Origin of the sequence: Paenibacillus flagellatus (genome assembly GCF_003217775.1) — a bacterium.
Taxonomy (GTDB): Bacteria; Bacillota; Bacilli; order Paenibacillales; family NBRC-103111; genus Paenibacillus_AB; species Paenibacillus_AB flagellatus.
On record NZ_QJVJ01000004.1, the window covers coordinates 356,696 to 378,333 of the forward strand.

General features: G+C 63.9%; 16 protein-coding genes. 5 read left to right on the forward strand and 11 right to left on the reverse strand.

All coding sequences use genetic code 11. From position 1 onward, the window contains the following. Window positions 1-19: 19 nt before the first annotated feature. The 3 genes from DLM86_RS11325 to DLM86_RS11335 all read right to left on the reverse strand — a co-directional run bounded on the left by DLM86_RS11325 (window position 20) and on the right by DLM86_RS11335 (window position 3,088). The gene (locus DLM86_RS11325) at window positions 20-826 is read right to left on the reverse strand and encodes a VOC family protein (RefSeq protein ID WP_110840106.1); all 807 of its coding nucleotides are present in this window, start codon (window positions 824-826) and stop codon (window positions 20-22) included. A gap of 69 nt (window positions 827-895) precedes the next feature. Continuing rightward, window positions 896-1,621, reverse strand: coding sequence for an RNA polymerase sigma factor (locus DLM86_RS11330; protein WP_110840107.1), 726 nt, complete (start codon window positions 1,619-1,621; stop codon window positions 896-898). 93 nt (window positions 1,622-1,714) lie between these two features. Next, window positions 1,715-3,088, reverse strand: coding sequence for an aldehyde dehydrogenase (locus DLM86_RS11335; RefSeq protein ID WP_110840108.1), 1,374 nt, complete (start codon window positions 3,086-3,088; stop codon window positions 1,715-1,717). 91 nt (window positions 3,089-3,179) lie between these two features. Between DLM86_RS11335 and DLM86_RS11340 the strand changes: the two genes are divergently transcribed. Beyond that, window positions 3,180-4,190, forward strand: coding sequence for a LacI family DNA-binding transcriptional regulator (locus DLM86_RS11340; RefSeq protein WP_110840109.1), 1,011 nt, complete (start codon window positions 3,180-3,182; stop codon window positions 4,188-4,190). Between the two features lie 57 nt (window positions 4,191-4,247). Beyond that, a complete protein-coding gene (locus DLM86_RS11345) occupies window positions 4,248-4,448 on the forward strand; it encodes a hypothetical protein (RefSeq protein WP_110840110.1) in 201 nt (66 codons plus the stop codon). Window positions 4,449-4,555: 107 nt separating this feature from the next. On the opposite strand, the gene DLM86_RS11350 is transcribed toward DLM86_RS11345, so the two are convergent. Then, window positions 4,556-4,735 carry a hypothetical protein gene (locus tag DLM86_RS11350; protein ID WP_110840111.1) on the reverse strand — a complete coding sequence of 60 codons (180 nt, stop codon included), beginning with the start codon at window positions 4,733-4,735 and terminating at the stop codon, window positions 4,556-4,558. Between the two features lie 74 nt (window positions 4,736-4,809). Beyond that, window positions 4,810-9,372: a DEAD/DEAH box helicase gene (locus DLM86_RS11355; RefSeq protein WP_245954513.1), complete on the reverse strand. Its 4,563-nt coding sequence runs from the start codon at window positions 9,370-9,372 to the stop codon at window positions 4,810-4,812. 321 nt (window positions 9,373-9,693) lie between these two features. On the opposite strand from DLM86_RS11355, the gene DLM86_RS11360 reads away from it, so the two are divergent. Further along, window positions 9,694-11,376 (forward strand): hypothetical protein, encoded by a 1,683-nt coding sequence (locus DLM86_RS11360; RefSeq protein ID WP_110840112.1) that lies wholly within the window; start codon window positions 9,694-9,696, stop codon window positions 11,374-11,376. Window positions 11,377-12,294: 918 nt separating this feature from the next. Here the strand turns inward: DLM86_RS11360 and DLM86_RS11365 are convergent. Genes DLM86_RS11365 through DLM86_RS11385 form a run of 5 tightly spaced genes read right to left on the reverse strand, consistent with a single transcriptional unit; the run spans window position 12,295 to window position 18,272 of the window. Further along, window positions 12,295-13,734, reverse strand: coding sequence for an ABC transporter substrate-binding protein (locus tag DLM86_RS11365; RefSeq protein ID WP_110840113.1), 1,440 nt, complete (start codon window positions 13,732-13,734; stop codon window positions 12,295-12,297). Between the two features lie 7 nt (window positions 13,735-13,741). Continuing rightward, a complete protein-coding gene (locus DLM86_RS11370) occupies window positions 13,742-15,202 on the reverse strand; it encodes an ABC transporter permease (RefSeq protein WP_110840114.1) in 1,461 nt (486 codons plus the stop codon). A gap of 16 nt (window positions 15,203-15,218) precedes the next feature. Further along, entirely contained in the window at window positions 15,219-16,391 is a 1,173-nt protein-coding gene (locus DLM86_RS11375; RefSeq protein WP_110840115.1) for an efflux RND transporter periplasmic adaptor subunit, read from the reverse strand. A 54-nt stretch (window positions 16,392-16,445) separates the two neighbouring features. Further along, window positions 16,446-17,354: a carbohydrate ABC transporter permease gene (locus DLM86_RS11380; RefSeq protein WP_110840116.1), complete on the reverse strand. Its 909-nt coding sequence runs from the start codon at window positions 17,352-17,354 to the stop codon at window positions 16,446-16,448. Window positions 17,355-17,381: 27 nt separating this feature from the next. Beyond that, window positions 17,382-18,272 (reverse strand): carbohydrate ABC transporter permease, encoded by an 891-nt coding sequence (locus DLM86_RS11385; RefSeq protein ID WP_110840117.1) that lies wholly within the window; start codon window positions 18,270-18,272, stop codon window positions 17,382-17,384. Window positions 18,273-18,399: 127 nt separating this feature from the next. Here DLM86_RS11385 and DLM86_RS11390 point away from each other — a divergent pair, with 127 nt between their 5' ends. After that, window positions 18,400-19,083: a response regulator transcription factor gene (locus DLM86_RS11390; protein WP_110840263.1), complete on the forward strand. Its 684-nt coding sequence runs from the start codon at window positions 18,400-18,402 to the stop codon at window positions 19,081-19,083. Then, window positions 19,080-20,705 (forward strand): sensor histidine kinase, encoded by a 1,626-nt coding sequence (locus tag DLM86_RS11395; RefSeq protein WP_110840118.1) that lies wholly within the window; start codon window positions 19,080-19,082, stop codon window positions 20,703-20,705. Before DLM86_RS11390 ends, DLM86_RS11395 begins: the two co-directional genes overlap by 4 nt. A gap of 34 nt (window positions 20,706-20,739) precedes the next feature. Here DLM86_RS11395 and DLM86_RS11400 read toward each other — a convergent pair whose 3' ends face one another. Continuing rightward, window positions 20,740-21,618: an aldo/keto reductase gene (locus DLM86_RS11400; RefSeq protein ID WP_110840264.1), complete on the reverse strand. Its 879-nt coding sequence runs from the start codon at window positions 21,616-21,618 to the stop codon at window positions 20,740-20,742. Window positions 21,619-21,638 lie beyond the last annotated feature (20 nt).

A 21,638-nucleotide genomic window follows, 5' to 3' on the forward strand; every position in this document is an offset into this window, starting at 1 on the left:
TCCCGGCCTTGGGCGGCCGTCAGCGTCCGAATACCGGGAGGCGTCCTTCCTCGACGCCGATCCGCCATCCTTCCGGGTCTTGTACGTCGAACCGGCACGTCGGGCCGGACCGCCGAATCGGGGACGTTTCGGCGCCCTCCCGCTCCAGCCGCGCCTTCGCCTGCTCCAAATCGGCCGCCTTCAACGTAAAATAGCTGAACGGTTCGCCCGTCGAAAGGTCGAGCCGCCCGATCGCCGCCGGCTCGATCTCGATCAGCGTGGCGATCGTCTCGCCGTCGCCGATGCGCAAATCCGCTCCGCCGCCCCAATGATGAACGAGGGTGAAGCCGAGCGTCCCGACGTACCAGCGGATCGCACGCTCCAGGTCGACCGCGGGGATGAAGACGGCGAGCACTTTCGTAAACAGCGGCGGCAGCAGCTCCGCCGACGGGACGAAATATCGGGACGTCGGCTTCTCGTAACAAATGCCGACCACATTGTCGTCGACGTCGTACATTTCGCAGCATTTCAATACCGGCGATTCCACCGTCTCCGTCAGACGGATCCCTCTCGCTCTCAAGTCGGCGAGACGCAAGTTCGCGTTCGGCGTGAACAGGTTGAAGTGCGGCGTATGTCCTTCCTTGCTAATATGGGGCAGCGGCCGGTGAGGATGCCGCTCGACGAGCGAGAGGAGCGTCTCTCCGTCGCCCACCTTCAACACCGCTTCGCCCGTTCCCGCTTCCCCGCCCGCAACCGCGAATCCGAGCTTGCGCACATACCATTCCGCAGCCGCGGAGGCGTCCCGCACCGGCAGCGAGACGCGCTCGATCCGTTCGAACATTCCCATCTTCCCTTAATGCCTCCCCCACCATTGAAGACGTCATCATAGGAACCGCCATTCTTAAAAAGAACCCGTTCAGGACGTGACCAGCAGCGTATTGCCCTCGGTATCGCGGAACGTAAACACGAGTCTGCCGGACATCGACTTGATGCCTTGAATGCGAAGCCCTTGGCCGGACAAGCCCAAGTAGGCGCTGTAAATCGCCTGCGGATCGCGGTTGCGGAACGCCTCGACCAACGATTCGAAATCGTGGCTGTGCGCGGGAAAGCACATTTTCCGGCCCCCGCCGCTCCGGTTCTCCTCGCCCCGCTCCCCGGAAAGCGCTTTAAGCTTCGTCCGCGCCCGGCTCAGCGTAATTTGCACCGCTCCCTCCGAGACGGACATCATGCGCGCCGTTTCTTTGGCCGTAAAGTCGAAGACGTCCATCATCAGCAGCACGACCATATATTTCGGCGAGAGCCGGTCGGCGAGCAGCTCCAGCAGCTCGCGCGTCTGGAACGCGGATTCGGGAGCGGCCCGCTGCTCGTGCCGGGTATCGAGCGGCTCTGAGGCGACCCGTTTTTTGCGCAGCTGATCGATCCACAGATTGGAGGCGATCCGATACAGGAACGCCTTGGACAAAGGCCGGTCCGGTTTCGCACCCAGCGAGCGGATGATGCGGATCGTCGTTTCCTGCGCCAAATCTTCGGCGTCCCACCGGCAGTTCGTAATTTTCAGGCAATACTTCATCAGCTCGGGCCGCAGCTTGTCGAGCCTCTCGAGTACGACGGCTTCCGTCCCGCCGATCCGTCCGATTTCCATCCGCCATCCCGCCTTTTAGCGTCGAGTCCGCACCAATATCTCCCATTATAGCGTACATACGTTCCCATTTCTACTGTTATTTTCGCGCCGCCGCTATTTCATGAACCGCCTCATAAACCGGTAGCCGAGCTTGGAGGACGGATAGCGGAACGGGATGTCGAACGCGGTCGTTTGCTTCAGGACGCTTTTGTAATGCGAAAACGCGCGGAAGCCGAACTCGCCGTGGTAGCTGCCCGTCCCGCTCTCCCCGACGCCGCCGAACGGCAAATACGGCGTCGCCAGATGCATGAGCGTGTCGTTGACGCATCCTCCGCCGAACGATACGCGGGACAGGACGCGCTCCTGGACCGATTCGTCCTTCGCGAACAAGTACAGGGCGAGCGGCTTCGGCTTCTCCAGCACGAAGCTTATCGCTTCGTCCACGTCGTCGTACTCGAACACCGGGAGAATCGGGCCGAATATTTCGTCCCGCATCGTCTCGCCGTCGAGCGGCACTCCCTCGAGCACCGTCGGCGCCACGACGAGCCGCTCCGGGTCGGTCTGCCCGCCGATGACCGCGCGGCCCTCGCTCAAATACCGGTTCAACCGGTCGAAATGCGTCCGGTTGACGATTTTGCCGTAATTCGGGTTCGATACGGGATCGTCGCCGTAAAACGATTCGATCGTCTCCCGCAGCCGCTCGAGCAGCTCGCTCTTGACGTCCCGGTGCACGAGCAAATAGTCGGGGGCGACGCACGTTTGCCCCGCATTGGAAAATTTGCCGTAGGCGATTCGCCGCGCGGACAAACGAACGTCCGCATCCCGGTGGACGATGCACGGGCTTTTGCCTCCCAGCTCCAGCGTGACCGGCACGAGCTTTCGGGCCGCCGCTTCCGCGACGATTTTGCCGACCCGCGTGCTGCCCGTAAAAAAGATGCAGTCGAACGGCTGCTCGAGCAGCTCGGCCGTCGCCTCCGGCCCGCCCTCGACGACGGCGACAAAGCGGGGGTCGAACGTGTCGCGCACGAGGTCCGCGATGAGCGCCGAGACGGCGGGTGTCAGCTCGGACGGCTTCAGCACCGCCGTATTGCCGGCCGCGATCGCGGCGACGAGCGGCGAAAACGCCAGCTGGACCGGGTAGTTCCACGGCGCGATCAGAAGCGCGCAGCCGTACGGCTCCGGCACGATCCGGCTTTTGCTCCCGAACACGAGCGGAGACGTCTTCACCTTCGTCGGCTTGGCCCATTTCCCGACATGCTTGAGCGCGAAACGGATTTCCCGGAGCAGGAAGCCGATTTCCGTCCCGTACGCCTCCGCCTTGGGCTTGTTCAGATCGCGGTGCAGCGCCGCGAGCAGCCGTTCCTCCGCTCCTTTCACCGCCTCCAGCAGCTTGCGGAGCATATCGATCCGGAATCGGACGTCTTTCGTGATGCCGCTGTCGAAATATTGCTTTTGCCGGCTGACCAGCTCTCGGACCGACGTTTCCATGGGTTCGTTCTCCTTTGCGGATCGATTGATTGTTGCCGCCGCTTCCATAATTCACTACAATGAGATAGACAACGAAGCGAAGGACGGTCGTATGGTAACGATTTACGATATAGCGAAGCGGGCGGACGTATCCGCGATGACGGTGTCGCGGGTCATCAACAACTCGGGGCGCATCAGCCCGAAGACACGGGAAAAAGTGAAGCGGATCATGGAGGAAATGAACTACGTGCCGAACTCGACGGCGCGCAGTCTCGTCAAGCAGGAGACGAAGATGCTCTCGCTGCTCATTACCGACATCATGAATCCGTTCTTCACGACGCTCGCCCGCGGAGCGGAGGACGCCGCCCTGAAGCTGGGGTACAAGCTGCTGTTCGGCAATAGCGACGAGAAGCTGTCGAAGGAAAAAGAATACGTGGATATGGTGCTGTCCACCCGCGTAGACGGCGTCTTGTTCGCCCCGGCGTCCGACGAATCGGCCGATCATCTCGCCGCGCTGCAGAGGCACCGGATTCCGTTCGTCCTCGTCGACCGGGACGTCCCCGGCATCGAGGCCGACATCGTCGTCGGCGAAAACCGCGAAGGGGCCGATCGGCTGACATCGCACCTCATCCGGCTCGGCCACCGGCGGATCGCGATCGTGAACGGCTTGTCCACCGTCTCGACCGCAAGGGAACGGTTCGCCGGGTATGTCGATGCGCTGAATCGGAACGGCATCCCGTTCGACGAATCGCTGTCGCTCGAATGTGGCTTCAACCGGTTCGACGACCCGGAGCCGCTCGACCGGATGCTCGCGCTGCCCGACCCGCCGACGGCGATATTCGCCGCCAATAACGTGCTGGCCGTTGGCGTCATCGGTTATTTGCGCGATAGAAACATCGGCGTGCCCGACCTTATGTCGGTCGCCTGCTTCGAGGACGTCGGACTCGCCTCCGCGCTCGACCCGTTCCTGACCGTGGCGATGCAGCCCGCGTACGAATTCGGCTATCAGGGGGTCAAGCTGCTGGTCGAACGAATCCGCAGCAAGGACACGGCGGAACGCCGCATCGTCCGGCTTCCGACGGACATGATCGTCCGCCGGTCAACCGGGCGGCCTCCCGTCTGACCCGATCCCAAAATCGCATCTACGCCATGTCCAAGATCAGCAGAAAGGAAGTCTTCGATGAACGTCGTCAACATTTCCGGCGTGGAGCCGGGCTTTTTCGCCACCGTAGCCATATTCCTCCTCTTCATCCTATCGATGCTGTCCATGGGCGTGCTTCGCCTGTTCCAGCTGCGCAAACGTTCCGGCGCCTATTACTTCGTCGCCGGAGCCGCCGGCATCGTCGCCTTCGTCGCGGTATTGTCCGTCTGGTACGCGTAGAAAGCGGACCGGCCGGCCGTCGTCGGGCAGGCGTGCCGATTCGTCCGTGCGTGCGCCCGGCGGATCGGCCGGGCGCCCCCTTCGCGGAACCGACGGCCGCAGTCCGCTCACTCTCGCGCGGAACCGTCCCCGGAAGGCGGCGTCCGCCTCCGGAAGGCGCTTTTCAAGCCCGCCCCGACGATAACCCCCGCGATAACGGCGATCAAAAGGAAGCCCGCGATGCCGAATATCCCGATCCATCCCGCTTTTTCCATAAACGATTCGATGAAACGATCTTTCGCGTACATAAGGCCTCCTCATGGCGGCATGCCGATAGGCAGCCGATTCGCTCCCTTCCGGCTGCGGCGCCGTCCGTTCCGCATCAGACGCCCTTCAGCCCGCTGGGCCAAATGACGAACGCGTTCCGATCCGCTTCCGCCCCGATCGCGCGGAACGAATCCGCCGCCTCCGTCAGCGCGGCGGCCGTCCCGTCCCAGCTGTCGACGACGATTTTGCGCAGGCCGGACAGCCGCATCATGATCCGGACCGCCTCCGATACGACTTCCGCCATCGCATGATCTCCTTCGCGCGCCCAGCGCCGGCCGTCCTCCATCGTGACGAACCGTTTGCCGTTGCTCTCGATCCAGAGCACCCACCGGCCGTCGCGGAAGACGAGGAAATTTCCCGCCTTGCGCGCGAACGAAGCGCCGGGGCGGTCCGGCCATTTCAACAGCGTGCCGTACGGGTTCGCCGGATCGACGGCGGACAGCACGATCGTCTCGCCTCCCCGTACCGGCGCCGGCTGCTTCAGCTTGTCCACCGTCTCCGCCGTCGACATTTGCATGTAGGGAACGCCCTTGATCCAGAAGCCCCGCACCAGCATGCCCCAATCCTCCAGCTTGCGGATCGTGTTCGGCAGCCGGTCCGCCTCGCCGGGCAGACGCGAAGCGAGCATGTCCCGCGTCACGATCCCGTAGCTTTGCACGAGCCGATGAATCCAGGCGACGATCGATTTCTCCGTCTCCCCTTCACCCGAGCCGGCGCTTGCTTGAGCGGAATGTCCGATCGGCGCCTCGGACACCGCGTACCAGCGCCCCAAGCCGGATTGAAACCCTTTCCGGCCGCCGGAACCGCTTTTCGCCCCCGATCCCGTCCCGTGCATCCGAATCGGCGCGAATTGATCGTTGGAAACGCGCCCTTCCCAGACGAGCCGCAGCAGCTTCTCCACGAGCCCGGACGGGGGCAGGCCGGTGTCGCGGCTTAGCGCGGTCAGGAAGCTGGCGCCTTTGGAGCGGAGAAGCGAGAGCAGCTCCGGCTCCGCCGAAGCCGTCTCCGGCGGCGCGGGCGGCTGCAGCCCTTGCGCGTCCGTCATGAAAAAGGCGACGCGTCCTTCCTTCTCGCCTTCGTCCTTCCTCCCGACCCAAATCGTCTCGCCGCCCGCGCACAGCAGGTCGAGCATGTCTTTCCGATAATCGGTCACCCGGGCCGGGAAGACGAACGACTCCCAATGCGACACCGGCAAAAACACCCCTTGCAGCACTCCGATCACTTGCCGCAGCCCGTCGATTCCGGACAATCGGGTGTCCGGCAGCACATGCTGCAGCCCGAACAAAAGCCGGCAATACCGGTCCGGCTCGGCCGGCTCGGACCGTCTGCGCATTTGGCCGACCGTGAACCGCAGCAAACGGGACGCCGCGCTCCGGCTCGTCCAGATCGGCTCTTCCGGCGACCGGGCGAACGGCGACCGCTCGATCGTGCCGTCCTCCGCCCACTGCCGGATCCACGCCGCGGCCCGATCCGCGCCGATCGCGTACCGCTCGTCGAGCTGCTCGGCGGTGAAGGCGATTTGCCGCTCCGCGTAACGCCGGAGCACGAAGGCGGCCGCATGCGAGTCGTCCGGGAACGCTTCGTACGTCGCCGCTTCGTCCGCGCATATCCAGCGCGGCTCGCCGCCGACCGTCGTCTCCCGGATCGTCCCGCGCCGCGCGAGCTCCGCGACCGCCTCCTTCGCGTCGGCCTCCTCGCCCAGCCGGGTGCGGATCTCGGCCGCGGTCAAGTCGCCCTGCCGCTTCAGCAGCCGGTACAGCCGCTCGGCGGGGCTCGGAGCGCGGTACGTACGGCCGGAGGCGGCCGTCCCTTCCTCGGCGTCCTCATCCGTCGCGTCACCGTCTCCCCCCGCCTCGCCGTAAGCGGAAGGGGACGCGTCCGACGATCCGGTTGCGTAGCCGCCGTCGATCCATGCCTGCGCTTCCTCGGCATCGATCATCCCTTGAAACGCGGAAGGCTCGAAATATTGCCCCGCCAGCTTCTTGCTGACCGACAACAGCCGATATTGGATATCTTGCGGGACCGCATCGGATTCGTACATGAGCGTATTGACCGTATCCCAGACGAATTGCGCGGCGAACGGGGACGGGAAAGCCGTGTTCCGGATATCGACCGCGATGTCGCCGGTCCGGATGCCCCGCAGCAGCTCCCGCACCCGTTCCGGCTCCAGCGAATCGCGCAGCACGGTGCGCATCGTCTCCCGGATGAACGGGAACCGGTCCGCATACGGAAGCGACTCCTCCAGCAGCCGCTCGCTGCGCATCCGCTGCTTCCAAAGCGGCACCCGGGTGAAGCCGCGGGCGAGCAGCAGCGACGTCTGGGCCAGGTGGCGGAACGTGACGCCGAACAGCGGGGATGACGGTATCGCCTCCGCCAGCAGCTCTTCGACGTTATCTTCGTGCACGTTCATCCAACTGCTGGCATAGGCGGGGTCCCACTCCCGAAACACGAACTCGATGCCGTTGTCGCGCACGTACGCGTACAGCTTCGCCGGAACGCGCGTCTCGAACCACCGCTGCATGGCGAGCAGCCACGTCCGGTTCGTCCGCCGGCCGAACATCGTATGCAGCACGAGGTGATGGCGCTTGACGTCGTCCTCGTAATGCTCCACGACGATTTTGCGGTCGTGCGGCAGCGCGCTCGCCGACAGCTGCGCTTCGACGTACGCGACCAGCGATTCGGCCGCCTGTCGGTCCAACCGGTATTCCGCCGTCAGCCAACTCGCCGTCGCCGCCGACGCCTCTCTCGCGATCCGCTTCTCCAGCTCGCGCAGCAGCTCGCCCACCAGGCGGGACAAGCCGAACGAGCGGCCCGGACCGTCTCCCCGCCAAAACGGAATTTCGCTGAACGCGTTCGCCTTCACCTCGGTCGCGTAAATGCGGTCCCCTTTGATCGATGCGATCCGGTAGGACGACGTGCCGAGCTGGAACACGTCGCCGATCCGGCTCTCGTGAACGTATTCCTCGTCCAGCTCTCCGATGTGGACGCGGCTGTCCGACAAGTAGACCGGGTAGGCCGAGCTTTGCGGAATCGTCCCGGCACCGGTCAGGACGGCCGAGGCCGTCGATCGGAGGCCGCGCAGGACGTTCGCGTCCCGGTCCCACTCGAGCAGCGGACGGCAGTGCGGGTAATAGCCGGACAGTACGTCCAGCGCCCCGACCAGCCGGTCGCGGGACGCGTTCCGGAAGCTGTCGCTGCGGGCGACGAGGGCGAGCAGCCCGTCGACGGTCCATTCGTCCGTACCGGCCATGGCGGCGGCATGCTGGCAGAACACGTCGATCGTCCCGTCGGGAATGCGGATTTCTTCGATGCGCCGGTCGGCGATTTCCCGGGCGAGGACGGCGCATTCGGCGAGCTGCCCGCGATGGCGGACGAGTATGACGCCGCGGCTGACGTCCCCGACCGAGTGGCCGGCCCGCCCGATTCGCTGAATGCCGGACGCCGCGGACTGCGGCGAGTCGATCTGGATGACGAGATCGACGTGGCCGACGTCGATGCCGAGCTCGAGCGACGATGTCGCCACGAGACAGCGCAGACCGCCTTCCTTGAGCGCCTTTTCCGTCTCGAGGCGGCGCTCCCGGGATACGCTGCCGTGATGGGATCTCGCCGTCTCGTAGCCGGCCAGATCGTTCAGATGAAGCGTAACCCGTTCGCACAGCCGGCGATTGTTGACGAAGACGATGACGGAGCGGCACCCTTCCATCAGCTCCATAAGCCTGGCGGCGATAACGTCCCATATGTCCGACCGCCGGCTCGACGCCGCCTTCATTTCCGCCAACGTCACCGTGATGTCGAACGTTTTGGCCATGTCGCTGCGCACGATCGTTACGGGCCGAGGACGCAATCCCGATCCGATCGAATCGGTTTCGCCGTCCTCGCCCTGCGGCGGCGCCGCTTCGCCTTCGCCCGGCTCGCCCCAACCGCCGAGGTAGCGGGCGACCCGTTCCATCGGATGGATCGTTGCCGATACGCCGATCCGCTGCACCGGCCTGCCGCACAATTGGTCGAGCCGTTCGAGCGACAGGGACAAATGCATGCCGCGCTTGTCCTCGGCCAAATCGTGGATTTCGTCCACGATCACCTGCCGGACCGTGCGAAGCGTCCGTCTCGCCTTCTCCGAAGCGAGCAAAATGAACAGCGACTCCGGCGTCGTGACAAGCACGTCGGGCGGATGGCGCAGCATCGACGCCCGCGTGCTCTGCGTCGTGTCTCCGGTGCGGACGCCGGCCCGTATGCCGTCCCACTTCTCGCCCGTCCGCTCCTCGTGCCGCCGGCCGTACGGCTCGAGCTCCCGCACGAATCCGAGCAGATGGTCGTGAATGTCGTTATTGAGCGCCTTGAGCGGCGTGACGTACAGCAGCCGTACGCCCGGCTCGGCCGATTCGTCCGTCCCGCTTCTCGCGCGCACGATCCGGTTCAAGCACGGCAGCAGCGCCGCCAACGTTTTGCCGGAGCCGGTAGGCGCCGCCAGCAGGACGTGCTCGCCTGCCGTGACGGGCTCCCACGTCCGGCGCTGGATGTCCGTCGGCCGCCCGAATTTGTCGCGGAACCATTCCGCCAGCACCGGATGGCAGTCCGTTCCCGGCGGCCCGTTCCGCATCAGTTGTCCGTCGTTCATGCTTCATCCGCCTTTCCCCGCGCCGCGCGGCCTTTTCTGTCGCCTGCGGCGCGGCTTCGAATCCGATCGAACGGTTGTTCCGATTATACCACGATTTTCCTCCTGCGCCCAAACGGCGGACGACAGCGAGTTCCTGCGGCATTCGCCCGATCGAGGCGGGAAGTGCACGCATTTGAGCCGGGCATCCCCTTCCGCCCCCCAAATGAGCAACTGTGCAAAAAAAGCGAACGATCGGATAAAGAAAACGCTTTCGGGACGAGCTATGATAACGCTATACACCTGGTGGTCGACTCCGATATCCCGATGAAGGAGTGAGGACGGTTGAACGAAACGGGTTCGAACGAAAAGAAAACGAATGGAAAGGGGCTGGCCATTGACGGAAAAAAATGGACGAGACGGAAGCTGCTCGGCACGATGGGCATGGCGGGGGCGGCCGCCATCGTATGCGGCACGGCGCTCGTGCAAGGAAACGGCCCGGCGCATGCGAACGGGGAAGCCGCCGCCGGCGCGGAGCCGCTGACGAATGCCGGTACGGCCTCTTCGACGGGTGCTACTACGACATCGCCGACGATCTCGGCGCTGGAAACGCCCGCCGCCCTCCAGCCGGACTACGTCCGGCTGCTGCGCGAGCATAACGAAACGGCGACGACGCTGTACGCCCGGGTAACCGGCAACCGGAAGGTGGAGGCGTTCATTCCGTTCAAGGGGAGCCGATGCGCCCAATATGCGTTCGAGAAAGACCCGAACGACGATTTCATCAAGCTGATGGGCGGCTCCGTCGCCGTCCTGGAGACGAGCTACGCTCCCGCGGGCGCCGTCGACTACGCGTCCAAAACCGGCACGTGGGTCACCGGGTTTCCGCCCAACGATTATACGACCCAGGTCGGCGCCACGTTCACGTTCGCGTTCGACGGTACGGGGTTCGACTTCCAGCATTTCACCGACGCGCGCGGCGGCGTATGGTCGTTCGCCGTGGACGGCGTCGCCGTCGCGACCGTCAGCACCCATATCGATGCGGTGCCGGCTTCGGAGCTGCGCGTCAATTACGGTGTACGGCCTGTCGTACGGGGGTTGGCGAACGGCACGCATACGGTCGTCGCGACGTTCCAGGGGGACGACCCGTCCCACGCCCCGTCCGGAGGGGCCGGAACGTCGAGAGGGTGGGTCCGGAACGCGGCCAATCTCGCGACCAAGGAGGACAAAAACCGGACGGCGCTGCTGTACGGCGCTTCCCAATCGCTCCTGCCGACCAAAAAGTTCGACGCGCTTCATTCGTGGAGCAACAAGGAATTCGCCCTGAACGTCGCGCCGGCCGGCTCCGGTCTCGCCCCGCAGTGGCTGCCCGAGCACGTCAATGTCGCCACCGTCTTCGCCGTTTCGCAGCGGATTTATTTCGACGACGACGAAATAACGGACTGGACGCCGGATTCGACCGTCCGGCCCGTCAAGTCGGTGAAAATCGTCCAGCAGCTGCTCGGCAAGCATCCGGGCGATCCGACCAATCCGCTCGCCGAAATCGACTGCGTCCACACGGTGAGCGCGCACGGCGTGTCCGTCAAATCGAAGATCAAATGGCTTCGGCCGGTTACGATCGCCGCCGGCTACGGCATGATGTTCCCCGTATTCGGCCCGTTCGCCGCGAAGCTGGCGACGAGCGCGGGCGGCTCGTACGAGGCGACCGCGACCGACGGGAGCAAAACCGATATGGCGGAGAACGACCGTTCGCTCAGCTATGCGTACGTTCACGGCTCCTCCGGCACGGAGGGCGAGCCGGATACCGTCGTCGCGATGACGGTCCACGATATCGCGAAAACGTTCCGGTACGGCCTCCCCGGCCGCCGCGCCGCCGGATCGGTCGTCTGGCTGCAGCACCGGGACGCCTCGATGCAGAAGCTGTATCCGCAGGTGTTCGAGGCGCATACCGCCGCCGACGGCGAAACGTACGAGGCGTCGGGCACCTACTTCATCGGCGAGCTGCCGCTCGCGTACCGTCTGCTCGTCTGAGCGCCGGACCAATCCGGCGATCATGCTCATCCGCCAGGAGCCCGGCGGACGGTCGGTCGGCTGAGTTTTTTCCGCTTCGCCGAAAAGCCGCGCACGCAACTTGCTGGAAAACATACCTTTAATCGCCGGCATTCGGCCTTCAAGATCAACTTTGCCGGAATTCCTCCTTCTTATTGGAAACGTCTGCGACAATCGTCGTATTTTCATGAGAATTAGATGGAGGAATTCCGGGTAATGATCCGGGGTCGGCACATTTCCTGAAATTAGCGCCAGGTTTTCCGGTTAACGCATGAAGAACCCGTCGCCTTTCGCCTTCAGCTCGCCGAAGTGTGACCAGGTGTCGCCGAAACGGGCCGTTGCGAGCTGTTGCGAGCTGTTGCCGGTGCCGGTGCGAGACGGTGCGAGACGGCGCGAGACGGTGCGAGACGGCGCGGGCCGTTGCGGGCCGTCGCGAAACCGTCACGCAGCCGCTGCCGCTGCCTTTGCGAGCCGTTGCCGGTGTGGGCCGCCGCGAGCGTTTCCGGCGGCCTCGGCAACATTTCGAACTGCGTGACCGGCTGGCAGCCGTGGCGGATCGATATTTGAGTAGAGCGAAAATAGGATTCGTCCGTCTTGGTCGAGAAATCCGAATCTTCGCTCTTTTCCTGACGAGATCTCCGATTGCCTGTCATCGAACGTTTCCGTCTGTAACCGAATTGAAATGTCCCTTTAACCTGTCTTTAAGGTTGTTCGCCTATACTGAATCTCGACCCCCTTTTTCATATATAAATCTGGAAGACCCGCGGCCCGTTGCTTGCGGGTCGATTTTTTTGCGCGCGGCGCCCTGACCGTCACCGCCATACGGACACGGCAAAGAAGCGGGCGCTTCCCGCCCGCTTCCCCTGTCCCGTCACGTCGAACGCCGCCGCGACGAAGCCGCTATTCCTGCAAATACGTATTCACCTTGTTTTGCACCGTCTTGGCGACTTCCTCGGCCGACTTCTGGCCGGTGAAAAACGGCGCGGCTTCCTGCTCGATGATCGACGTTACGCGCGGGTCCGTCTCGGCGTAAACCCGAACGGAAGACAAATACCCTTCGATTTTGTCGATGTCTTCCTGCTTCGGCGTCGTCGGGGAAAACTCTTTGCCGTCGATCATCAGCCTCATTTTGTTTTTGTTCGATTCGCTGCCGATCTCCTTCAGCTGCTCCTGGCGTTCCCGGCTCGCCTTCTTGTTGACCGCGAACCCGAACAGCTCCCTCGATTTCTGGATATCCTCGGAAAGCATGAATTTGACGAATTCCCACGCTTCCTTCTTATGCGCCGACTTCGCGTTGATCGACAGCAGCGTGTCCGACGTGAACGACAGCCCTTTCGCATCGGCCGCCGTCGGCAAGCCGTACATCGTCCCTTTGCCGTCGAATTTCATCTGCTGCACCATGATCAAATCGTCGTAGCCGAGCGGGTTGGCGCTTTGGAACAGGACGTTCGCCCGGTCGAGCTTCTCGGAGGTGACGAGCTTCGAGTCCGACATCGCCTTGCTCAGCTGGAGCAGCTCGGTAAACGTCTGCGTATCGAACTTCTTCGAGGCGGTATCGACGAGCTTGCCGAAGCTCGAGTTGACCATCAGCGCGAACAAAGCGGGCGCGTCGGTGCCGGCCAGCGCGTATGCGTCCGGCAAGCCGTCCTTGTTCGCGTCTTTCGCGAGCGGCTCGACCGCAGTGCGAAAATCGTTCCACGACCAAGTCTTGTCGTCGAACTTGGCGTTCGCGAGCGCCGCCGTATTGCCGTGCAGCATGTTAAGCGACAGCTTCGCGGGCAAGGCGTACAGGCCGCTTTTGTAGTTCATCGCGTCGAGCACGTTCGTGTAATAATCGTCTCGCTTGAACGACGGGTCGTTTTTCATCTGGTCGGCCAAATTTTCCAGCAGCTTCTTGTCGGCATATTTCTTGTACGGAAAGTTGCCGTCGGTCACGATGATGTCCGAGCCTTTGCCGCTCATCAGCTCGGTGTTGACGCCGGTCGTGAACTTCTCCAAATCTTTAGGGTCCGGCTTGGCGCCAGCCCGGACCATCACCTTGTTGCCGCCCTCCGGCTTCGGAGCGGCGACGTACTCCTTGATGTCGACTTTCACGTTCGGGTGGCTTTCCTCGAACTTTTGCTTCGCCAGCTCCAGCAGCCGGTTCGACGTCATGACCGACAGCGTGAGCGTCACTTGCCCGGAAGACTGGCCGGTCGCGACGCCCGCCCCCCCGTCCGGGGAAGCGCCTTTGTCCGCAGCGCCTCCCGACGCCCCCGTGCTTCCTCCGCAGGCCGTCAGCGCCGTCATCGACAGCAGGACGCCGCCGGTCAGCGCGGTTTGAATCGTTTTTTTCCACATGATTCGATCACCCTTTCGTTTCGATTCGATAATGGGGAAGCGGCGCTCCCCGTTCGTCCGCTTCCGTTTCCGCCGCCTCGTCCGCCGCAGGCGCCGCGTTCCGTTCGCCCGTCCCCGACCAGGCCGCGAGCGCGAACAGGACGCCGAAGGCGAGCAGATGCTTCGCCCCGAAGGCATAGTCGGCCCCGATCCAGCGGACCGCCGCCAGCGTCAGCAGCAGCGAGGCCGCGAAGCCGGCCGCCAGCCGGACGAGCCGGACGTCGGCCGCGACCCCCGCCGCCGACCAGCCGCGCACGCCGATCCACAGGAGCGGCAGTCCGGCGAACGCGCCGACGGCGGTAAGCCGGCCGACGAGCATATCGACCCGGTCGCGGACGAGCTCCCCCGGCGACGGGACGTAGCCCAATCCGCTCACTTGGCGTACCCAATAGTCGCGCCACAGATCGCGATAAAACGTCCAATCGATCAGCTCGTCGGGGACGAGGTCGGGCGGGACGTAATAGCGGTGGCGGATCGCTAGTCCGATCGCCGCCGCGCATGCCGCCAGAGCCGCAAGCGCGAGCGCGTCCGCCGCAAGCGGGATGCGGTGGCGCCGGACGACGTCGGGCCAGTCGGCGACGGCCAGTCCGCGGCGGAACAGGCCGTACGCCCGTCTGACGCGGACGATCGCGATTCTCGCGCACCAGATCAGTGCGGCGGTGCCGGCGGCGGCCAGCAGCAGCCGCGGCTTCTGGCCGATCCACAGGCGATCGGCGGCGTAGTTGACGATCTTGTAACGGGACGGTTGCTTGCCGATCGCGATCAGCGCGGTTCGAACGTCGGCCGTCCCCGTCAAGACGCCCGACGGGCCCGCCTCCAGCTCGACGGTCGCGATCCGTGACGTCGGCTCCAGATCGGCCAGCGCCGTCGCCGGCACGAGCATATCCGGCGTGCCGTTGTCGGTCATCCGGTCGAGCATCGAGCCGGAATCGCCGTATACGCCGACGATGCGGAACGTGGCTCCCATCGTACGGACCGTCATGCCGACGACGTTCCTCGTGCGGAACAGCTTCTCCGCGAGCTCCTCGCTTACGGCCGCTACGCGGCTCCGTTCCGCGACGGATTGGGGGGCGATGCCGCTTCCGGCGTACAGCCACGGCCGTCCGAACCGCTCGTACGATCCGCCGACGCCGATCAGATCGGCCTCGACCGCCGTATCGTCCGTCGCGACGCCGACCCGCTTCCGGGCGTAATACGCCGTCGGACGTCCCCACTCCTCGGCAAGCTCGTCGGCCTCCTCGATCGTCAGTCCCGCCGAGCCCGTCGGATCGGCGGCCGTGTCGACGTTGACGGACAGCTTGGTCAGCCCCGTCTCGCCGTTCGATCGGCTCCACTGGGCGACCAGCGACTCGGCTATTCCGCTGCCGGCGACGAGCAGCAGCACGCCGGCGAATACGACCCATGACGTCAGACGGTCCCGCCGTCTCATGCCGACTCCCCCTTCCTCATGGCGCCATCATGACGCGGTCTCCGTCCGCGATCGACTTGCTCGTCGAGACGATGACGGAGTCGAGCGGCCCGAGCCCGCTTTCGATCGACGATTTCGAGTCGTCCGCGTCGCCGATCGTCACGGCCGACCGCTGCGCGTAAAATTCGTTGCCGAGCGGTCCCTTTTTCTCTTTCAGGACGAAGACGTATTTGCCGTTCTCGTCTTCGCGGACCGCCGCGTTCGGCAGCAGCTGCCGGGACGGCGGCATCCGCTTCGAGACGGACAGCTCGCCCGGCTCCCCGCCCTTTAAGCGCGGATCCTTCAGCTCGACCTCGATTTCCTTGCGCGTCCCCGCGTTCACGGCGGCCTGTCCTCCGCCCGAGGCGGCCTCCGGATCGTCGATGGCGCTTACTTTCCCCTTCAGCCGGGCGTTGTTCAGCGACGGCATGATAATGTCGACCTCGTCGCCGACGGCGACGTATTTCGCTTTCGCGGTATCGACCGTCGTCGCGAACCGGAAGCCGGCCGCCTCGTCCGTAATCCGCGCGACCGGACGGCCGCCCGGCAGCGGTAGTCCGGCCGACGCATTCAGCTCGGTTACGGTGCCCGTCACCGGCGATTTCAGCTCGGCGTCCCGTTCGAGCTGTCCCCGCAGCTGGGCGATTTTCCGCTCCTGAATTTGCAGGTCCAGCTTGGCGCTGTCGATATCGCGCTGGATCGAGCGGCTTTGCAGCTCGTTGCCGCTTTTTTGCGCCTCGACGAATTGGTTTTGCAGCTTCTCGATCGCGAGCTTCTTCTGCTCGTAGCGGGCTTCCTCGTCCAGCAGCGTGCCGCGCGTTTCGGCGGTCCGGAACGTGGCGATCGTCTGTCCGGCCGTCACCTTGTCGCCTTTCTCGACAAACACCCGGTCGACCGTCCAACGGGTATCCGAGTTCAACTCGACCGTCTCCGCCACCGCGATCGTCCCCGAGCCGCTCACGTCGTGCGACAGCATGCCGGGGGCCGGCTTCTCGACCGTCACCTGCGGCAGCGAAACATGCAGCAGCGTATTGGAGAACAGCGTAAGCGACACCATCAGCAGCCCGAAAGCGAAGATCGCGTTGCGGACGATCCGTTTTCTCGCCGGCGTCGCGCCGCCGCGGTCCTTCGCGCCGTACATCCCCGGATGACCGGTCGTCTCCGTTTCCATCCCGTTCTCCCCTCCTTGTCTGTTGCGATCGTTCTCCCGTATGGTCCAAGAGCCTCACCCTTTGAGGCCCGACAGCTGGATCCCTTCGATCAAGTATTGCTCGGCGTACAGCATGACGAGCAGCATCGGCGCCATATAGATGGCGCAGGCGGCGAACGCGACGCCCCTCTCCCCTTCGCCGATCGCCGACAAATAGACCGACAACGGCTGCTTGATCGCATCGTCGAGAAACACGAGCGGCTGCTCGACCATGTTCCAGTTGTCGACGAATACGAGTATCGCGAGCGCGGCCAAGCCCGGCTTGCACATCGGCAGCACGATCTGCGCGAAAATGCGCAGATGGCCGGCTCCGTCCGCCCTCGCCGCTTCGACGTAGCCGTATGGGACGGCGCTCATGAACTGCCGCAGCAGGAAGACGCCGAACGCCCCGAATATGCCGGGCAGGACGATCGCCCCGAACGAGCCGAGCAGGCCGAGCTTCTCGGCGACGATGAAGTTCGGGACGAGCGTCACCTGGAACGGCATGAGCATCGTGACGATGTACGCGAAGAACAGCGGCTCCCGCAGCCGGAAGCGGAGCAGCGAGAACGCGTAGCCGGCGAGCGACGCGACGGCGAGCTGTCCCGCGATGATCGGAACCGTCATCCGGACGGAATTCCAGAACATCGTCAGAAACGGCTGTTTTTTGACGAGCACGTCGTAATATTGCGAAAGCGTCACCTTGTCCGGAATCCATTTCAAGTTCACGTACGAGCCGGTTACCCGCGGGTCCGACCGGTTCGCCCCGTCGGACGAGATGGCGGCGAAATTGACGCCGATTTCGCTTTCGGTCATGAGCGAATTCGTGAACGTAAGCGCGATCGGAAAGACGAACGCCGTCACGAGCGCCAGCAGCAGGCCGGTCAGCGCCGTTTTCTCGGCCGAGGCCGCCAGACGGACGATCCGGCTTTTCCATGTCGGCATGATCGCTTCCCCTCCCTTCGTCGTCCTTCACCCGAGCGAGTCGGAAATGCGCCGCTCGATCCGGAACAGCGCGAACACGAGCGCGACGACGACAACCGCCATCAGAAACGCCGCCCCGGTCAGCTTCGGATAATCGAGCGACTGGAACATGTTGTTCATGAAATGCTGCAGCATGTAGATGCGCTCTTGCGGGTAATCGCCCGCGATCATGTACGTTTCGCGGAACACCTTGAACGAGTTTACGATCGACATGATGAAGACGAAAAAAGCGGTCGGCGTCAAATAGACGATCGTGACGGTGCGCCACTTGCGGAACGGACCGGCGCCGTCGATCGATGCGGCTTCGTAGTAATCGGCCGGAATGTTTTGCAGACCGGCGAGGAACAGCACCATGTTGTAGCCGACGTTTTTCCACAAGTAGACGAGCACGACGACGCCGAACGCCGTCCCACTCTCCATCCAGTCTTTCGGCGCGAAGCCGCGGGACGCGAGCCAGCCGTTCAGGCTCCCGTTCAGGTCGAACAGCGTCTGCCAGACGAGGACGACCGAAGCGACCGGAATGACGAGCGGCGCGAGGAAGCCGATGCGGAACCAGCTCCGCAAGTAAACGCTCCGGTTCAGCAGCATGGCGAGCGCGAGCGACAGCGCCATGTTGAGCGGCACGCTGACGGCCGTGAACAGCATCGTGTTGACGGCGGCGCGGCGGAACGAGGCGTTGCCGAACAGCTCCACGTAATTGCGAGCGCCGACGAACGAGCCGCCCACCGGCGTGTCGAGCAGCGAATAGGTGAAGCCGACGCCGAACGGGATCAGGAAAAAAATCGCAAACCCGGCCAGACTGGGCGTCAAAAACAGCGCGGCGACCCACCCTTCGCGTATGTAGGGCCGGCTTTTCTTTCGTCTTCGAAACGCGAACATATAACCGAAATAGTCACCCCCTGACCGCCCCGAAAACGGGCCTGCAATACCGCGAACTTATCGTATCGGGTCAATGTGACAACCGTGTGACATGGTGCTACAATGGGGGCGGGAGCGTGGTACGATGATGGGCAAAACGATTTTGATCGTCGAAGACGAGCTCAAGATGCGCCGGCTGCTCGTCGATTACGTCAGTCACGACGGATACGCGGCGCTGGAGGCGGCGAACGGGCGGGAGGCGCTCGAGCGGCTGGACGGCGCGCGCGTCGATATGGTGCTGCTCGACGTCATGATGCCGCTGATGGACGGGTTTGAAGCCTGCGAGGCGATCCGGAGCAAATCCGACGTGCCGATCGTGCTGTTGACGGCCAAATCGGAGGAATACGACAAGCTGCAGGGGTACGGGCTCGGCGCGGACGATTACGTCACGAAGCCGTTCAGCCCGAAGGTGCTGATGGCCAAAATCAAAGCGCTGTTCAAGCGGATCGACGCGGCAAACGCGGAAGACGCGGGCGGGACGATCCGGCTCGGAGCGCTCGAGCTCGATCCGGACGGCCACGAGGTGAAGGTGGACGGGAGCGTCGTGCCGCTGACGCGCAAAGAGTTCGAGCTGCTGCTGTACTTGTACCGGAACAAGAACATTACGCTTTCCCGCGACCGCATACTGGACCAGGTATGGGGATTCGATTACGAAGGGGACGCCCGAACGGTGGATACGCATATCAAGCGGCTCCGGCAAAAGCTGGACCGGGAAGCCGAGCGGATCGCCACCGTGAAAGGCTACGGATACAAATTCCAGGTGAAGCGATGATCAAGCGCGCCCGAACGATATCGACGAAGCTGTTTTTGCTGACGTCGCTGTTTCTGATCGTGTTCTTGACCGTGCTCATGGTCGTACAATCGGCCTTTTTCGAATCGTATTACCGGAACAAAAAAAAGAACGAGCTGCAGGACGCGCTCGCCTCGTTCGCGGCGAGCCATTACAAGCAGGCCGGCGACGAGAACAAGCTTCCAGAGCTGTTCCCCGAGTTCGAGAAACGGTATGCGGCGACGATGGCGATCGGCCGGATGAAGGACGGATTTCTCGTGCTGGGCTCCCCTACGAGGATGAGGGTGATCCAGGTCGTCGACAAAGACGGCAACTTCATCCAGCGGCTGCCGCAGCTGCCCAGCATCAGCGTCACCGACAACGGGATGAAGTACGTCGTAAACGCGATGAATTTTTGGCATGCGAAGTCGGATCTCGTCCGCCGGGTGCTCGACTTGGGCGAGACGGTTTCGTTCGTCAACTCGTACGCCGATACGGAGCTGAGCACGATCGCGGCCGTCGCCCCGCTCAAGGGCGAGGGCGGTACGGAATACGTGCTGCTCGCGGCGTCGTCTCTGCAGCCGGTGGGCGAGGCGGCCGGCATTGTCAAAGACTTCTACGTCTACTTTCTGCTGCTCGCGGTCGGCCTGATCGTCGTGCTGACGTACGTCTATTCCCGCATGATCTCGCGGCCGCTCGTCCGGCTGAACGAGGCGGCCGGCCGAATGGCGAAGCTCGACTTCACCGCCCGTTGCGACGACGGCGCGCAGGACGAAATCGGCAGCCTCGGCAAGACGTTGAACTTTTTGTCGCAAAACTTGAACGACACGCTCGGCCAGCTGAACGCCGCGAACGAACAGCTGAACTCCGCGAACGAACAGCTGAAGGCCGACATCGAAAACGAGAAAAGGCTCGAACGGCTTCGCCGCGAATTCGTGGCGAGCGTCTCGCACGAGCTGAAGACGCCGATCAGCCTGATCGGCGGCTACGCGGAAGGGCTCAAGGACGGCATCGTGCAGGGGGAGCGGCGCGACGAATATTTGGACGTCATCATCGAGGAATCGGAGCGGATGGCGAGCCTCGTCCGCGACATGCTCGACTTGTCGCAGCTCGAATCGGGCAAATTTACGCTGAGCCCGCAGCCGTTCCGCATCGGCGCGCTGGCGGAGTCGCTGACCGATAAAATGTTCGTCGAGCTGCACAAAAAGCGGCTCGTCTGCGAGGTCGGCCTGGAGGACCCCGAGGCCGAAGTCGTCGGCGACGAGTTCCGCATCGGGCAAGTGCTGACGAACCTGCTCGCCAACGCGATCAAGCATGCGCCGGAAGGCGGCAAAATCCGCATCACGACGGCGGAGGGGCCCGGCGAGGGCGTGCCCGGCTCGAACGGGACGGTCTGGGTCGAGGTGTACAACGACGGCGACCCGATCCCCGACTCCGACATGAACCTGATTTGGGACGCGTTTCATACGGTCGACAAGTCGCGCAACCGCGAGCTCGGCGGCTTCGGGATCGGGCTCGCCATCGTCCGCAACATTTTGACGCTGCACGGCAGCGATTTCGGCGTCCGCAACGTCCAGGGCGGCGTCCTGTTCTACTTCTCGCTGCCGCTTGCGAGCGACGGCTGACCCGCCCGCCAAGCACGTCGCGGACGTGCCGCCGTCAGGCGATCGAAGTCGGGGCGCCGAACGGGCTCGCGTAATCCGGAACCGCCGCCAAAATCGCGGCCGCCTCCTCGTCGCTCATCGAGCCGTACGATTCGACGGCGGCGACGATGCGCGGAAACAGCCCGACGTCGCCCGCGCTCGCGAACGCGTTTACGCCGTCCGCCGACAGCGCGAAATGAACGCACGCTCCGATCGTGCGAGGGTCGCCGAACGGCTCGTACCAGGTCGCGTAGCCGCGGCTTTGTCCTTCGGCCCATGGCCCTTTCGCCACCGCCTTGATGACGCGCAGGGCGACGTTTTGCCGCTTCGTCTCCGCGACAAGCGCCTCGAACGACTCGCGGTAGGCCGGCAGCGAGTACAGGAAGAAATTGAGCGGCGTCAGCACCGCGTCGAACGGAAAACGGCGCAGCGCCTCGAGATGGACCGCCGGCGCCCGATGGCCGTGGCCGGTTATCCCGATATGCCGAACGAGCCCTTCCGCTTGCGCCTCCAGCGCCGCTTCGAGCGCTCCGCCCTCGGCCGTGCATGTGTCGAGCTCCTCGAACGTGCCGACGGCGTGAAGCTGGAGCAGATCGAGCCGGTCGGTGCGCAGACGGTCCAGCGACCGTTCGATTTCCTCCCTCGCCTCCCGTTTTCCCCGCTGCGTCGTCTTCGTGGCCAAAAAGACGCGGTCCCGAATGTCCGGCATCCGCCTGCCGAGCCGGATCTCGCTGTCCCCGTAGCTGGCCGCCGTGTCGATATGGTTCACCCCGCGCTCGAGCGCGAACTCGAGAGCCCGGTCCGCCTCGTCCTGCGTGACGCTGCCGAGCTTCGCGCCGCCGAACAGCAGCACCGAGCTGTCGAAATCGATTTTGCCCATATGGCGTTTCAGCATGAAATACGCCTCCCTTCCTC

Bases quoted from the DNA above. Each gene is read 5' to 3' on its own strand.
- DLM86_RS11325 (WP_110840106.1), bottom strand. From the start codon at position 826: ATGGGAATGTTCGAACGGATCGAGCGCGTCTCGCTGCCGGTGCGGGAC.
- DLM86_RS11330 (WP_110840107.1), bottom strand. From the start codon at position 1,621: ATGGAAATCGGACGGATCGGCGGGACGGAAGCCGTCGTACTCGAGAGG.
- DLM86_RS11335 (WP_110840108.1), bottom strand. From the start codon at position 3,088: ATGGAAACGTCGGTCCGAGAGCTGGTCAGCCGGCAAAAGCAATATTTC.
- DLM86_RS11340 (WP_110840109.1), top strand. From the start codon at position 3,180: ATGGTAACGATTTACGATATAGCGAAGCGGGCGGACGTATCCGCGATG.
- DLM86_RS11345 (WP_110840110.1), top strand. From the start codon at position 4,248: ATGAACGTCGTCAACATTTCCGGCGTGGAGCCGGGCTTTTTCGCCACC.
- DLM86_RS11350 (WP_110840111.1), bottom strand. From the start codon at position 4,735: ATGTACGCGAAAGATCGTTTCATCGAATCGTTTATGGAAAAAGCGGGA.
- DLM86_RS11355 (WP_245954513.1), bottom strand. From the start codon at position 9,372: ATGAACGACGGACAACTGATGCGGAACGGGCCGCCGGGAACGGACTGC.
- DLM86_RS11365 (WP_110840113.1), bottom strand. From the start codon at position 13,734: ATGTGGAAAAAAACGATTCAAACCGCGCTGACCGGCGGCGTCCTGCTG.
- DLM86_RS11370 (WP_110840114.1), bottom strand. From the start codon at position 15,202: ATGAGACGGCGGGACCGTCTGACGTCATGGGTCGTATTCGCCGGCGTG.
- DLM86_RS11375 (WP_110840115.1), bottom strand. From the start codon at position 16,391: ATGGAAACGGAGACGACCGGTCATCCGGGGATGTACGGCGCGAAGGAC.
- DLM86_RS11380 (WP_110840116.1), bottom strand. From the start codon at position 17,354: ATGCCGACATGGAAAAGCCGGATCGTCCGTCTGGCGGCCTCGGCCGAG.
- DLM86_RS11385 (WP_110840117.1), bottom strand. From the start codon at position 18,272: ATGTTCGCGTTTCGAAGACGAAAGAAAAGCCGGCCCTACATACGCGAA.
- DLM86_RS11390 (WP_110840263.1), top strand. From the start codon at position 18,400: ATGGGCAAAACGATTTTGATCGTCGAAGACGAGCTCAAGATGCGCCGG.
- DLM86_RS11395 (WP_110840118.1), top strand. From the start codon at position 19,080: ATGATCAAGCGCGCCCGAACGATATCGACGAAGCTGTTTTTGCTGACG.
- DLM86_RS11400 (WP_110840264.1), bottom strand. From the start codon at position 21,618: ATGCTGAAACGCCATATGGGCAAAATCGATTTCGACAGCTCGGTGCTG.